Annotated in this window: 11 protein-coding genes; 1 reads left to right on the plus strand and 10 read right to left on the minus strand. The window is 45.9% G+C overall.

Translation table 11 applies throughout. From position 1 onward, the window contains the following. Nucleotides 1-59 precede the first annotated feature (59 nt). From ACFQI7_RS00275 to ACFQI7_RS00300, 6 genes are all read right to left on the minus strand, one after another. Entirely contained in the window at nt 60-2,207 is a 2,148-nt protein-coding gene (locus ACFQI7_RS00275) for a beta-L-arabinofuranosidase domain-containing protein (protein WP_218096413.1), read from the minus strand. A gap of 54 nt (nt 2,208-2,261) precedes the next feature. Next, on the minus strand, nt 2,262-3,581 hold the full coding sequence (locus ACFQI7_RS00280; RefSeq protein ID WP_218096414.1) for an ABC transporter substrate-binding protein: 1,320 nt from the start codon (nt 3,579-3,581) through the stop codon (nt 2,262-2,264). A gap of 77 nt (nt 3,582-3,658) precedes the next feature. After that, on the minus strand, nt 3,659-4,765 hold the full coding sequence (locus tag ACFQI7_RS00285) for a Gfo/Idh/MocA family protein (protein ID WP_218096415.1): 1,107 nt from the start codon (nt 4,763-4,765) through the stop codon (nt 3,659-3,661). Nucleotides 4,766-5,350: 585 nt separating this feature from the next. Next, nucleotides 5,351-6,442 (minus strand): Gfo/Idh/MocA family protein, encoded by a 1,092-nt coding sequence (locus ACFQI7_RS00290; RefSeq protein WP_218096416.1) that lies wholly within the window; start codon nt 6,440-6,442, stop codon nt 5,351-5,353. Nucleotides 6,443-6,951: 509 nt separating this feature from the next. Next, nucleotides 6,952-7,764: an SDR family oxidoreductase gene (locus tag ACFQI7_RS00295; RefSeq protein WP_218096417.1), complete on the minus strand. Its 813-nt coding sequence runs from the start codon at nt 7,762-7,764 to the stop codon at nt 6,952-6,954. Between the two features lie 63 nt (nt 7,765-7,827). Next, on the minus strand, nt 7,828-8,280 hold the full coding sequence (locus ACFQI7_RS00300; RefSeq protein ID WP_218096418.1) for a MarR family winged helix-turn-helix transcriptional regulator: 453 nt from the start codon (nt 8,278-8,280) through the stop codon (nt 7,828-7,830). Between the two features lie 315 nt (nt 8,281-8,595). Between ACFQI7_RS00300 and ACFQI7_RS00305 the strand changes: the two genes are divergently transcribed. Further along, nucleotides 8,596-9,627, plus strand: coding sequence for a DUF3231 family protein (locus ACFQI7_RS00305; RefSeq protein WP_218096419.1), 1,032 nt, complete (start codon nt 8,596-8,598; stop codon nt 9,625-9,627). A gap of 193 nt (nt 9,628-9,820) precedes the next feature. Here ACFQI7_RS00305 and ACFQI7_RS00310 read toward each other — a convergent pair whose 3' ends face one another. The 4 genes from ACFQI7_RS00310 to ACFQI7_RS00325 form a co-directional block, all read right to left on the minus strand. After that, on the minus strand, nt 9,821-9,985 hold the full coding sequence (locus ACFQI7_RS00310; RefSeq protein ID WP_218096420.1) for a hypothetical protein: 165 nt from the start codon (nt 9,983-9,985) through the stop codon (nt 9,821-9,823). Continuing rightward, nucleotides 9,982-11,277 carry an ABC transporter substrate-binding protein gene (locus ACFQI7_RS00315; protein WP_218096421.1) on the minus strand — a complete coding sequence of 432 codons (1,296 nt, stop codon included), beginning with the start codon at nt 11,275-11,277 and terminating at the stop codon, nt 9,982-9,984. Before ACFQI7_RS00315 ends, ACFQI7_RS00310 begins: the two co-directional genes overlap by 4 nt. A gap of 146 nt (nt 11,278-11,423) precedes the next feature. After that, on the minus strand, nt 11,424-12,737 hold the full coding sequence (locus ACFQI7_RS00320) for an ABC transporter substrate-binding protein (RefSeq protein WP_218096422.1): 1,314 nt from the start codon (nt 12,735-12,737) through the stop codon (nt 11,424-11,426). A 406-nt stretch (nt 12,738-13,143) separates the two neighbouring features. Further along, nucleotides 13,144-14,598, minus strand: coding sequence for a sulfatase family protein (locus ACFQI7_RS00325; protein WP_218096423.1), 1,455 nt, complete (start codon nt 14,596-14,598; stop codon nt 13,144-13,146). Nucleotides 14,599-14,611: the final 13 nt, after the last annotated feature.

Below are 14,611 nucleotides of genomic sequence, written 5' to 3' on the forward strand. Positions count from 1 at the left end.
AGTACTTTTCATTGTCGGAGAAGCCCCCGTCGAGACTTGTTTTATGCGAAGGAAGTATATTACACATCTTCTTGTTTCTTATCGTTTACAACAGGCTCGATGATATCGAACCTGTTTTTTGACCTTTTCGCGAATTCAATATGTGGAGCTGCTTTTTGCCATTCATTCGCTTCCTCACTGTCATCGATCATAGGCAAACAAGACATTCTAAGTCTCGCGCATCCCAATGGAATCATACTGATTTCTTCTTCCGGCTCCTCTGAACGAATGGGTGAATTTTGAAGCTCATCAACCGTTTCATCCTGCAGAGTCCAGTTCGGAATTCTTTTTGCCTTCACTTTTATTTCGACGGGTGCTCCCTCCACGGTCCACGGCTGCTCTTCCATACGTTCTTTTTCGTTTACGGTTACGGATTCCTCTATATTATTACGATCTAGTACCAGGCCATAATTCCACGGTGTCTTGGGCAAAACCTCCCAGTTTGGCCACTCCGCAGTTCCCCTATATGGATCGTGACCTATATCTAAATGTTTTCTCCATTCCTCTTCTATCTTAATTGAATAACTCAAGGGGCCTCTATCTACCGTTATACTCCCGTTCCTTGGCCATTGCGTAACGCTAGTCTTCATCTCCATTTTGATTTGAATCTGATCTCCGTGCCGCCAAAGCCGATTCATTAATAAAAACTTGCTTTTTTCGGTTTGCTTACAAACTTCATTTCCATTTAAATAAACGGTAAAAGACGTACACCATCCGGGTATTCGTAAATATAACGGGAACTGTGTATCTTTATCCATTTCAAGCGTAATATTTACATTTCCTTTAAATGGATAGTGCGTATCAACATACAGTTTAACATCAGCGTCATCATACCCTACCTTTGCACTTACTTCACATTCCGCATAGAGCCATGAAGCTAATCCTTTATCAGAAGTGGCCTGCCATAAGTTTTGTGCATACCATGGCCATCCCATACCGGCGTTATGTCCGCAGCATCTGTTAAATGGTGTATACGCTAAACATGATTTATTAGACCGTTCATCCCCATTTCTAAAATGGTGATGAAAAGAAACATCAAGCTGCGGCATATTCGCGGCGGTTAAATAATGAAGTGCTTTTTGGTCCGGCGTATAGGCAGCAGGAAAATGATTTAACATGATATCTTCACATTGGTCTGCATACTTCGCGTTACCGTTTATTCTACCGAGCATATAAAAATTTCTCGCGAACTCTACCATACCGCATGTTTCAAAAGCCTGTCTTGGGTCGACACAGCCGGGTCTAATTCGTTCATCTGCGCCAAAGATTCCTCGAGGCATCTGTCCCCATGTCGACATATGCTGGTTGTACCAGTATTCCGTCTGGTCCATGTGATAATTCAATTGGGATAACTGAGAGTAAATGCCGCTGTACGCGTATCTTTGAGCAAAATTTACAGCATGATGGTCAAGCCATTCGTCCCACGGAGGCCTTATATGCTTAAAAAATCTCCTGGCCAAATCCAATGCTTTACTATCGCCTGTTTGATTATAGTACCAAAATAAATGGGGAAGCATTTCACCGGCTCGAACGCTTTGTACAAATGGACGCATGCTTCCAAACGCTTTCCCGCCCCATCCCAGATTTCCTTCCGTAGAAAGAGGAATAAACATTTCATCCGGTATCCCCGAACAAAAACGAAAAAATCTGTTCAGGAACGGTAAGATTCGCGGGTCGCCGGTATATTCAAAATGCTCAATAAATGCACTCAATATCACCATATGCGGAAATAGGTCGCAAACGACCTGACCGTTTTTCCCTTTTGCAGACTTTAAGTATTTAGGTCCAAAATACCCGTCTTCATCTTGACCTGAGATCATTGCATCTATATATTGACGGCAAATATCCAAACACCTTGCATCCTCTGTAATCGCAGCAAGGGAATAAAAACCTCTAAACCAATAAGGTACTTCCTCCCACCCGGAATCCACTTCGGGATGAAGCCATCCGTTATTCCGGTACTCAAAAAATTTGCCGAATTCCGGAAGTCTGCCGGTCACGCCATCCAGCATGAAATCAAGCTGCTTCCCTAACCATCCTCTTGGCTTAATATGGCCTATAGGCAGTTTCATAAACGGGAGTGATTTAAGGGGGGCTCTATTATTTAAGTAATAGCTTTTTTCAGAATATGCTATTGGCTTATCAACAATACACATTATATCATTCATGAGAAACGCTCCTTCCGATTGGGGAATGACCTTCCACAACGTATTCATTCGGCTTCATTTTTTCAACTCCGCCACCTTTTTATCGATGGCCTCATCCACCTCGCGCAGGTTGGTATTGATGTCCCCTTGGCCTTTCATGATTTTGATGAATGCGTTTTTGGCCAACAAGTCAACGGAGGAGTCAAAATATTTGCTCACAAATGGATCCGATTGTTTGTTTTTGAAGGGAGCCTGCAAATTTTTCCCCTGCAGCTCCGGAACCTCGGCGGCGAACTGTTTCTGAATGTCCGTATTTTTCAGCACAGTAGGATACCCTTTACGAACCATCTGCGTCTGTACTTCGTCGGAAAGCAAATGGGCAATGACCTTGAATGCCTCTTCCTTATGCGGAGTCATGGGAGTAACGGCAAAGAAGCTGTAGTTCATGTAAGGATCCGTATTGGGTGCCTCAGGCAATGTAGGCATCGTTACGAGATCCCATTGTAAATCGGGATAATTTTTTGCCGCGCCGAACATCGTATCGAGGCTGCTGGGCAGCATGGCTAACGTTTGTTTGTAGAAAGGATCATAGGATTGGGCGAGGTTCCCGAATAATGGTCCTTGATTACCTGGAATATCATATATTTGCTTAGATACGGCTGCGCCTCTCGACCATTTCGACAGGCTTGCCTTGTCGTTACGGTCGATCACCTCCAAATTCAATTGCGAAGGAATGATGCTGTAAAAGGGCAGTTCCATCCCCAGATATTGGACACCGTTCTCATTTCTCGTCATGCGCTTGGCGAGCTGAATCGCTTCATCCCAGGTCATTCCGTCCTTCGGATACGGGACGGCAAAACGGTCAAACAGCTGTTTATTGTACAAAAGCCCATACAGAACCCTGGTATTCGGAAAGCCATACATTTGCCCTTTATCCCCGAATGCCTTGATGCTTTGCAGCAATTCGGGGGCGAGACGGCCCAGGTCATAGTTATACTTCTTAATCAGTTCGGTATGATCGAACTGCATCTTTGTCGGCATCACTTGCAAAATCATATGGTTTTTCGAACCGTGGATGATATCGGGCGGATTTCCCGCGGCGATCAATTTTTCCAAAGTATTTTGCTGCAGAGGGACTCTTTCCAAAGTAATATTGGGAAACTTCTTCTTGATCGGATCTTCAATCGTGTTTTTCCATAAGATTTCGTTGGCTCCGGTCCAAATCTTGAGCGTAATCGGGCTTTTATTTTCTAATTGATCGATACTTACCATCGCTTTCTCGGGCTCCGGGGACGGCGCAGTTTGCTGCTTACCGGTATCTCCGCCGCTGCATCCGACGATAACAGCCGTCAGACTAACGAATACGAAAGACACAACACTACTTTTTTTCCACATACATGGACCTCCTCTATTTGAAAGCGTTATCAGAAACGCGTCTGATCGAATCCTTTCAATGAAGATACATTCGTATTTTAGTGGATGCTTTTCAGCAGCTCCGTTCGTTCAACGACACGGCCTTCCTGGCTGGAGATAACGGCAGCGCTCGTCATGGCGACCGTATTTAAATTATCTAGGGGTGTAACGGAAGGGGGCTGAGATAAAGCGATCGCATTCATTAAATCTCCCATTGGACCTATAAATGCATCCGGGAACCAAGATCCCTCGAGTGCAATTTCATGAATCGTGCTCGGCTCTTTCACCCTTGCGATCCACACCTTATCATGACTCGCCCACATACTGCCCTCCGTTCCGTCCAAGCTCCAAGTATACGAATGTGAACGGACTGCGCGAGCAATATTATTGAAATGAAGGTTTGCCATCAGCGACGCCCGGCCCCCCGCCTCACCGAATTCAATGTTCATCGAGTAGATCATCGGACTAACCGCATGTTGACCCGGTACTTCCGCCGTCGTACAGTGAAGCCGGGTCCACTCCTTGCCTCCGGCAGCGGGAGAAGCGGCAAAGTAGCGGCAAATGTCCAAGTAATGAACTCCGTTGTCGACGATATTGCAATTCTCCATCTTCGTCCACCATTTGCCCGGCTGATCCTGAAACGTCCGCTTCACGTTCTGGATGCTGTATAGTTGACCGATCACGCCCCGATCGAGCAGGATCCGAAGCGCACGGTGGGATGGCGCCCACCGCGCCTGCTGATTGACGCCCATCACAATCCCAGATTGGTCTGCAAATTCTGCTAACCGTTCAGCCTCGCCCAGATCAAAATGCAAAGGCTTCTGTGTAAGGACGGGGCGAGGCCGCTTCGCGATTTCTATCAACACTTCCATCCGATGCTGAGGATGAAGGGCCATATCGATGATAGCTACGCGGTCTTGTTCCAGAAGTTCCCTGATATTTGTCGTCCAGAAGGGGATACCGAATTTCTCCGCGGTGCTGCGGGCGGCATCCTCGCGAATATCGCAGCAGGCCACAACGTTGTATCCCGCTTTGCGGTATGCGGGCAAATGTCTACCCACCGCAATGCCGCCACAACCAATGAGTCCAATTCCATACGGCCCGCTATCCATACTATTGCTATATAACGGGTGATAATCTTTGACTTCCAGCCTGATCTCAGTCATTGGGCTGCCTCCTTAAGTACTAATCGAACATGCACATATCGACTTTTTCCGTAGCGACACCTAGCTCCACCCCATCCGCTTCCTTTCCCCACAGCGGATTTCATTTGTCGGCAATAACCATAAAAGCCGTAGTAGCACTGCCCTCAAAAAGACGTGTTTGTGAGTTATTCAACACGTTAATTCTGCGAAGTGAAGAGAGTTATTACTTTCATAATATGAGATTATATCTCATAATAAGTATATAATAATAACTGCACCGTTATTTAGATTATGCATCCGGTGCAGTTTATAATGGTGAATGGTTGATATCTCAAACATTCATGCATTTCATAATATGGGATTGTATACCATGATGTAACAACTTAATTGTAAAATGAATCCCACTTTCTGTCAACACTAGGAGCAGTCCTAAAATGGCAAATCTCTACTCGTGAGGAACACAATCTTTTGCAGCCGCACAAGAGAAAAAGTGCTCCTGGAACTGCACCTATATCCATAGAAGCAGGTCGCCTCGGCGCTTGCTCCAATGGGTCAATTCATTATCGTATCCGTTAACCTTTTTTATGCTAATCACAAAGGGCTAATTTACCGGCTCCTCCTTATTTCTTGAAGCGAATATTCCTGTAATATATCATCGATCAGCACCGGCTGCCGGGTTTGTATGCTTCTCTCCATAGCGGCCATTATTGCCAGCGTATGAATGCCTTCGTTCAAATCCGGCATCGGTGTCACTCCCTGGTCTAGACAATCGGCGAAGTATTCGATGTAGTTCTGATACTCCCCGGCATGATGGCTTTCGCCTTCAAAACGGAAATAGTAAGAACGCTTCTCTTCAAACGAATGCGTTGTCGGTTCTTCACCTGCAAAATGAGTATGGTAAAGCAGCTTAGAATAAAGAGCTCGACTTGTTCCCTTGGAACCTCGCAGCGTGCAGCCAATTCCCGAGTCAACCTGACGAAGCGTTGGCTTCGTATAGGAGCCGCTTACTTGAGCAATACGGCCTACTTCATCTTTCAGCAAAAATCTTAATGTATCGGGACAAGTCAACCCGTATTCCTGATTCACTTTACTCGAGTGTCCGTAACCGAACACTTCCTCTATACACGGAATATACCATCTGGCTAGATCGACAGCGTGACTCATGAAATTGTGCAGCCAACTGAAACCTTTCTGGAGGCTCCAATCCCGCTGTAGAAACCAGCGAGAATCCGAGATGTAATAGGTTTCCACCGTATCAACTTCACCATGCCGTCCCGCCAAAAAATCTCTCCGCTGATGGATCATTGGTTCGAAAAACCTCGTGCTCTGCCCGACAAATACAAGCTTCCCGGCCGCCTTCGAAGCGAGGAGCAAGGAGGATGCATCCTCCAGCGAATGCAGCAGCGGCTTCGTGACAATAACGTGCTTGCCTGCCTCAAGTGCCTGCTTGATATGCCGGCCATGCAGTTGATCCGGTGTGTAGATCGCGATAACTTCAATGTCCGGATCACTGAGCAGATCGTCGTAATGGGTCGTATAACGGAGTAAGCCGAATTCCTCTATACGTTCCTTGCATAGGTCCTCGTTCAGATCGCAGACATTTGTCAACTCCCAACGTTCGCTCTGCATTGCAGCTGAGATAATGCTTCGTCCTTCGCCTAATCCAATGACACCCAACTTGTACTTCCGATCTGCCATATTTTCCTTCATCCTTTTGTTTCGTCTCTTAACATCAAGGCACTATTTTTTGGGATTACTGATACAACGAACCTAGGGAAAATTCCCCTTTTGTTATCTATTCGCTTTCATTGTAGATAACTATAAGAACGCCACCTTGATTTCATTAGGTTTCGAACCAGCGGACAAGCCCGTCATAACGGGGCGTCCCTTTTTTTTGGCAATCTCCATTTTTTAGCCCTAACAGGCAGCGCAGCAGATGCTATCGGTCATGTGTAGCAATCCACTTCATTCTACTCGTCAAATAAAACATAATTTTTCACGAGCTAAACGCAAGCTGGCAGAAAAAAATGATCTGCTTATGGAGCATTATGAGCGAATCAAACGGTATATCTCCTATAAAGCTTTAATTCGGCTAACGTTATCCTGCGAGTTAAAGTAGCGATTTAGGTTACCCTTCCGCCGCGCGGCATACAAGGTTGGCAGGGGTCTTTTCTAGAGGGCGCCATAATCCAAACAGGGGAGCCGGTTTATAACGAGATAAATGGCTTTACGCTTTCTTTCAATGTAGTGACCGGACGCCCAAGTAACCGTTCCAGATCGCTCGAGGTCGATGTCGTATCGATTTTGCTTAAGAACCCGTATATCCAATTTCGGATCTCGGGGTCTGGCTGCAGGGAGATGGTCTTACCTGAAAGGCTGGATAAAGCGTCGGCCAAATCTTCAAAGGTCCAAGGAGCGGATGCGGTGAGTTCGTATATTTTGTTCTTATGGCCGGGTTCGGAAAGAACGGCAGCACAGACGGCGGCTAGATCTTGACGCGTGACCGAGTTGAACTTCCAATCTCCAGGAACAATGCTAAGTTTCCCCTTCTTTATCGCCTCGTTTATATCGAGAGCTCCCACAAAATCGGTGTACAAAGCGTTCCGTAAAAAAGTAAAGGGAATTCCAGTGGTTCGAATCGCATGTTCTGTAGCCAAATGCAAATGAACGGGCGAAACGGATCCATGTTCAGGGAATGCAAAGCTGGTGTAAAGTAAATGGTCCACTTTCGATTTTTTCGCCGCTTCAATGACATGGGCATGTTGGCGTAAGCGTATGGTATCGTCGTGATGCGAGCTTGAAATCAATAGCAATCGGGAGGCTCCTGCGAAAGCATGTTCAAGCGATTCGGGTTGATCGTAATCGCAATGCCGGACGATAATTCCCTGCTCCTCATACGGCTTACCGGATTCGAGACGGCGAACGCAAGCAATGATTTGTTCCGATGAAACCTTTTGAAGGAGCTGGTTGATGATGAAACGGCCTAATTTGCCACTGGCCCCTGTAATAACGATCGACACGGAACTACATCCTTTCTGAATGTATTTTTAGTTAAGGACTTAACTAAATGCGTAAATTGTTCATTAAGCCTTTCTTAATTTATTTAAAAAGACTAGGAGTTGGCTCAATTCCTTGTCTTCCAGCGCTTGCATTTTTTCCATAATCGTTTGCCGATTGTCGGGTAAATATCGCCACAAGAGGCTTTGACCTTCGCTTGTAATGGAAATCACCCATTTTCTGCCGTCACTCGGATGAGGTTGCCGGCCAACAAATCCTTCCTTTTCTAAGGGGCTAAGCAACAGACTTATATTCGACTTTGTTACTCCGATTTTTTGGGCCAGCTTCGATGGAAGCATGGTGCCTCCTTCCTTCATGATTTCAACCAAAATTCGAATTCTTGCTCCATTGACTCCTTTGGACTGCCAATATTTCTCCGAGACATCGACCAGTTTGGCCGTCGTTTCTACCAGTGTGAAGAAAACCAGATTGTGCAGTGGCAAATCAAGTACATACTGCTGCAGGTCGTCCTTCCTCATATCGCCACATCGCTTTCATTTGGTTAAGTGCTTAACTAAAATGAATTTACTAAAGCTTGTGGATATTGTCAATCATTGAAGCAAACCGCTAGGAAACGAGCGACCGCGGCGGTGAATGAGATCCGGGAGATGCCGGGCCATTTGTACATGAAACCGATTCGGGATTGTAATACCCTGTTTGGTATATTAAGCAAATGGAAGGGGTATAATTACTCCGCTTATTAAATCTAACGAAATTGTTATACACGGAGAAGAATAATTGCTCGCAAAATTCCCGATAATAAAATGGATAATCTAGGATTAAGGAGGTTCATTATGGAAACCATTAAGCCAACTAAAATCAATGTAACCAATAATGAAGGTAAATTAACTTCTGCTGAGCAAGGTAAATTATGGGCTACATATGTTGGAAATACAATGTCTCAATGCGTTTTAAGCTATATGCTTAACCATGTTGATGATGAAGAGATTAAAAAACTCCTAGAAAACGCCATTGGTTTATCCAACGAATTCGTGCAAACCATAACGGAGATCTATGAACAGGAAAATTATCCTATTCCCAGAGGGTTTACTAAGGATGATGTAAATGTAGGTGCGCCTAGGTTGTTCGCAGACGAATTCTATCCACATTATTTGAAATATGTGGGCAAAGCAGGCATTAGCCTATATGCAATTGCTATACCGTTGGTCACAAGATCAGATGTTAGAGCATTTTATACACAATGTATCGATTTGACCGTTAAATTAATGAATCAGATTAACGAAATATTAATTAGAAAAGGGCTGTTAACGAAGCCCTCTTATATTCCTTATCCAGACCGTGTAGATTTTATAAAAGAACAAAGTTATCTAAATGGATTTTTTGGTGACGTTCGACCGCTTCAAGCTTTAGAGATTACACATCTATACGACAACATTGAAAATAATGCGACAAGTAAAGCCGTCTTACTTGGATTTAGCCAGATAACGAAAACGGACCAAACAAGAAAGTATTTCCTAAGAGGTAAAGAAATTGCAGAAAAACATTACAATATCTTTAGTCAATTGTTACAGCAGGAGGATTTATCTGCACCTCCCATGCTTGATCCTTTAGTGACCACGTCAACGTTTGCACCGTTTTCAGATAAGTTGATGATGTTCCATAAACTGGATATGTTTGCGGTAAGAATACGAGCTTATGGAAATGCTTTATCGATGAGTGCAAGGCTGGATGTGGCAGAAAAGTTTGGGCGCCTCCTATTAGAAGTTGGAAAGTATGTTGAGGATGGAGCCACTATTTTGATTGATCACGGATGGATGGAGCAGCCTCCTCAGGCAGCGGATCGTAAAGACTTGGCCTCAAAATAACGGATTCGGCCAACATTGTGTGCGACTTACCGCTAAACATACCGAAAATCAATACGTCGTAGCCAGCAATTTCGACAGTCAGCACCGCTCCGTCATCCCGCATGACCTGACCGCCCCATATGTTGATGAATCGGATGTCGTTCTTTTCTTCCAAAGAAAGCTCCAATCGATTCAATCGTATCCATGGGGTTGTTCAGTCGCGCGTTGTTCTCAGCATGCTCGCTTGCCGGTACGCGGACATATGGACACGGCGCGGCACAGCCGTAGCAGTCGAAGCTTTCCATCCGAGCGGCGGTTTTAGAGCCGCACCTTGTGGCGTTCGGTTTGTAACCGTCAGCTCCGTCCCTGAATAGGTCATTTGCTGTTCGCCAGTTCTTCCTCTATTTTTTTGTTGGCCAGTTCCTCCGCCTCGCGGAGCGCCGTTATAATATCCACATTATTTGCAAGAACTTTTTGATTCATGGCCGGGCCAATATGAGAACTTGCGATCTGAGAATACTTGTCAATGCCTCTCCTGACCCCGTTCTTATTATAAAAGATCGCGTTTACGTTCTTTCCTTCCAAAGATTTCAAACGGACACCAAAATCCTGTTTCGCTTTCGGATCGATCAAACTCGTCAACCTGCCCCGTTTATTCATTTCATGTTGGTTGGTCACATCCGTTGCAACTTGCATCACCTTAAATGCGGCCTCCTTATTTTTCCCTGTTGACGTTAGCATCAAGAGATGGACGTCAAGCTCCGCGCCGATTTGGGGTGCTTCCGGAAACGACGGGTGTGATACCATGTCCCAATTCATCGGATTTCCTTGGTTATGTAACTCTTCAAATTCTCCCAACCGCGCTCCCATGGCTGCCATCATCGCCAAGGTGCGATCCGCTTCGAACGTTTTAATATTGTTTCCGGGTTTATTGCCCGGAATATCCCAGATGGCTTTATGAACTTTAAAGATATGAATCCACTCGTCTCCGGTCAATGTTGCTTTTTTCGTTGTCGCATTATAAGATCTCAGTGAAAGCTGACCTGCCATTCGATCCACGCCGGCGGGATGTAAGCCATAATATTGCTGCCCGTTCTCCATTCGGGTCATCTGCTTCGCAAGCTCCGTCGTTTCTTCCCACGTCATGCCGTCTCTAGGGTAGGGCACACCGAATTTATCAAACAGATCTTTGTTATAAAACAGCGCGGGAAAGTTGATGGAAAACGGAAGGGCATACAACTGTCCTTGCTCTCCATAAGCTCGGATCGTTTCAATCGCCGTCGGTTCAAAAGCGTTTAAATCCATGTTGTTGAATTTCACCAAAGGCGTCAAATCTTCCAGCGCATCGAGTTCCTTGAACTGACGGATAACATCGGGACTTCCGAACACAATATCCGGCAAAATTTCATTTGCTACAAGGGTTTGCGGTGTGGTGTTCGCGTCCGTACGCACAAGTTCTAATGTTATATTCGGATATTTCTTTTTTACCGGCTCAGCAATCAGAACATTATATTCCTCATCGGAAATATTGGCCCCGCGTTGATATAGAACCAAGTGTACAGGCGCATCATTACTTGCAACGTGTTGATCAGCGCCTTTTATGCTGCATCCGGTGCTCGCGACGATTGCGAGAATCAATAGCACGACGGAAGTTATTTGCTTTTTGTTCATTTTTCTCCCCTCACAGGCACATTTTTTTAAAATACTCCCATTCTAATAATTCACATCGTTTTTATTGGTTTTAAGTGAGCAAGATGCACAAGGTACCACGTATAGATAATGTACGGCATGCTTCCGGAAGTGACCGCCTCGTGACCTTATTGGTTGTTGGTTTGTTCAATGTATTTATTAATCACTTCCTCCGCCGTGCGCAGTGCGGTTACCGTATCCAAATTATTGTAAACGATATTTTTAAACACCGTGTTTAACTGGTTCCTAGCAAAATCATCGATTTTCGTGGCCGGAGGAAGCTCCCGCGTTGCGGACTTGAACATCCCTTTCACGTTTTTATCCTTCAATACCGTAATCTGTTCCCCGTAAAAGCTTTCAATTCCGTTCAATTGAATGGCTGGCAGTCTTCCCTGCTTGGCCGCAGCGGTCTGAACTTCTTCCGATGTCGCCAAATAAGAGATGACCTGAAATGCCTCATCCTTGTATTTGCTTGTTTTCGACAACAAAAAGACGCTCGGGTCCAATTCGGCTGTTTTTCCCGGAGCTTCTTTAAAACTCGGGTAGGTCGTCACGTCCCATTGAAACGGTTGGGCGCCACCACCGAATGCTGCAAAACGCTCAATCACGGCATTGGTATAGTAAGGAAACATGGCGATGTTTTTTTCTTTGAAAAAATTGGTGACCGCCTTACCGAACTGTTCCTGTGAAGGAGCATTACCAGGAATGGTATACATGGCCTTGGCGGTGTTGAAAACTTCGTTCCACCTGTCATTATTGACAACGGCTTTCTTCGCCTCAGTATCGACGAATGGCAATGAAAGCCCTCTTGCCGTGAGCGTAACGTTCCCCGAATCGACGCCGCGGTATTGCGTTCCGTCTTCGCTGCGCGTCATCTTTCTCGCAAGCTCGGTCACGTCATCCCATGTCATCGAATCTTTTGGATAAGCTACACCGAATTTATCGAACAGATCTTTGTTATAAAACAAGGCATAAAAATTGATGGTATAGGGGAGAAGGAATATTTCTCCATTCGTTCCGTAAGGTTTTATCGAATTCATTGCTTCCGGTTTGAACTTCGCTAAATCCACATTATATTTTTTAATCAGTGCGGTAAGATCCAAAGCAATATGCAAATCGGTCAAAGTGTTCGCCCCCCGAATCCCTGTGAAGATCAAGTCCGGGAAGTCCCCCGCGGTTAACAGATCCTGATAGGTCTGCCCTTTCTGCAACTCTACATACTGCAAATCAATATTCGGGAACGCTTTTTTCGACGGTTCGACAAAAAACTTCTGAAAATCCTCCGGTGTTGAACTAAGCTCTCCCTTTAGCACGCTCAGTGTAACAGGTTTTTTGGATTCATCGCCGTTTGCCGACTTCACATCGGATTTACCGCAGCCATACGACGCGATAGACATTGTAACCGCCAGCAGGGGGACAAGCACTTTTCTTCCATTTAGCAAATGAATCCTCTCCCGTTCTTCAAATATATTCTGTTTACCATAGGACTCTCTATGTCCGTTCTCGGAATATTGAGGATAAAAAAACGCAGTCTCCCTATAGGGAAATCGCGTCTCTGGCGTGTCCAGTAAACGTTTTTTTCTTTGTTATGAGCACTCATTTATAATATTATATTCAGATGTGCATAGTCGGATATTCGATTATAAAACATCATATTCGAAACATGATAAAAGGGTAATATCACTTCGTATTATTTTATTTGGCATTTTGTCTGGTAAGGTGGCCTTGCGCAAAAAAAACGAGACGCACCCATCTCGCATGAAATATGTGCGCCTCTAGTGACTCAACCACATGCACAAACTCGCGGTGTCCAATTCCTGTATATCGGATCGGCCGCCATCGCTTGTTTCATTGCCAGTTGCTTGCGATCCAGCCTGCCAAATTCGACACGATCGATGGATTTGAGGGGACATTGTCCCCCTCGATCCTGTCGGCTAACGGATCAACATAGGTTGGTGAAGGTGCATCAAACAGCAGCGTTTGGAACAGATGTTCGCGGCAGGTACGAATGTCATGCTCATATGCAGGATCGCCGATGAGATTGCTCAATTCGAATGGATCGGCGGCTAGATCGTAAAATGCAGATTTGCCGGAGTCGTTCGTCAATATCAGCTTGTAGCGATCTGTTCTGACCATGTACTGCCGCCCCCGCCCGTTCTCACCGATCACGAAAGTTCTCGGTTTCCCGGCCAAACTTCCGATACTTCTACCGGCCATAAACTTCGCTTTTTCCACATTGGCATGCTCGAGAATCGTAGCTGAAACATCAATATTATTCACGAGTAGAGCGGATCGTTCCCCCGCTTGCTCGTTGTTCGGATACTTTATCATTAGCGGGACTTTGACGAGCGGCTCGTACATGTAATTCGATTTCAGAAGCATGTGGTGATAGCCCATATATTCGCCGTGGTCGCTGGTATACAGGATAAGCGTTTTGTTGTAGAGTCCCCTGCTCTTGAGCTTGTCGATCATTTGACCGACCATGTGATCGATCTGACTGATCGAACCGTAATAATGGGCCATCGCTTGACGCAAAACCGGCTCCGTCAGCTTCGCATGAGGGAAGAAGCCTTCATGCATGCGCAAATCCGCCGGCAAGCACTGCTCGGTCCAGCCCGGCAGCAGTTGAAGCCGTTCGGGATCGTACATGGCGTCCCACGGCTTGGGCGGATCAAAAGGATGGTGCGGCTTGATGAAGCTCACCATCAGCAGCTCGTTCTGCTCACCCCATTCGTCCAGCGCGGCCAGCCCTTGATTTCCGATCCAGGTGGTCGAATGGTGCGCCTCCGGCAAGTCGGACGCCATAGCGCCATACGTATCCCAATACTGCTGCGGCGCTTTCGCCCTGTACTCTGTTACCTGATCCATCAAGTCGATCCGGTCCATTAATTCGTGCTCTCGCAAGTATCGATGGTAATCGTCCTCGTACCGGCCATCGCCGTTTTGTTCAGCCAGCAGCATCGACTCGAATCCGACATCCAGATACGTGGGAGTAAAATGCATCTTCCCCACCGCTTTGGTGCGGTAGCCTGCTTTTTGCAGCAATCCGGGAAACGTATTTATTTCCTTTGGAATCGTACTCCGATTGCTCCAACCCAGATGCTGGTGCGGGTATAATCCGGTAAGAAACGAATAGCGGGAAGGCGTACAGAAGGGCGAACTGCAAAAGCTGTTATCATAAATAACGCCGTCCCGGCTCAATCCATCCAGGTTCGGCGTCCGGATGTCCCGGTTCCCGTAGGCGCCTATACAATCGTACCGATGCTGGTCGGCCATAATGATCAGTATATTCGGTTTGCTCATATACCCTCCGTTT

It is taken from the genome of Paenibacillus allorhizosphaerae (genome assembly GCF_042659105.1).
GTDB lineage: Bacteria > Bacillota > Bacilli > Paenibacillales > NBRC-103111 > Paenibacillus_G > Paenibacillus_G allorhizosphaerae.

Bases quoted from the DNA above. Each gene is read 5' to 3' on its own strand.
- ACFQI7_RS00310 (WP_218096420.1), bottom strand. From the start codon at position 9,985: ATGACCTATTCAGGGACGGAGCTGACGGTTACAAACCGAACGCCACAA.
- ACFQI7_RS00275 (WP_218096413.1), bottom strand. From the start codon at position 2,207: ATGAATGATATAATGTGTATTGTTGATAAGCCAATAGCATATTCTGAA.
- ACFQI7_RS00285 (WP_218096415.1), bottom strand. From the start codon at position 4,765: ATGACTGAGATCAGGCTGGAAGTCAAAGATTATCACCCGTTATATAGC.
- ACFQI7_RS00280 (WP_218096414.1), bottom strand. From the start codon at position 3,581: ATGTGGAAAAAAAGTAGTGTTGTGTCTTTCGTATTCGTTAGTCTGACG.
- ACFQI7_RS00305 (WP_218096419.1), top strand. From the start codon at position 8,596: ATGGAAACCATTAAGCCAACTAAAATCAATGTAACCAATAATGAAGGT.
- ACFQI7_RS00290 (WP_218096416.1), bottom strand. From the start codon at position 6,442: ATGGCAGATCGGAAGTACAAGTTGGGTGTCATTGGATTAGGCGAAGGA.
- ACFQI7_RS00315 (WP_218096421.1), bottom strand. From the start codon at position 11,277: ATGAACAAAAAGCAAATAACTTCCGTCGTGCTATTGATTCTCGCAATC.
- ACFQI7_RS00300 (WP_218096418.1), bottom strand. From the start codon at position 8,280: ATGAGGAAGGACGACCTGCAGCAGTATGTACTTGATTTGCCACTGCAC.
- ACFQI7_RS00325 (WP_218096423.1), bottom strand. From the start codon at position 14,598: ATGAGCAAACCGAATATACTGATCATTATGGCCGACCAGCATCGGTAC.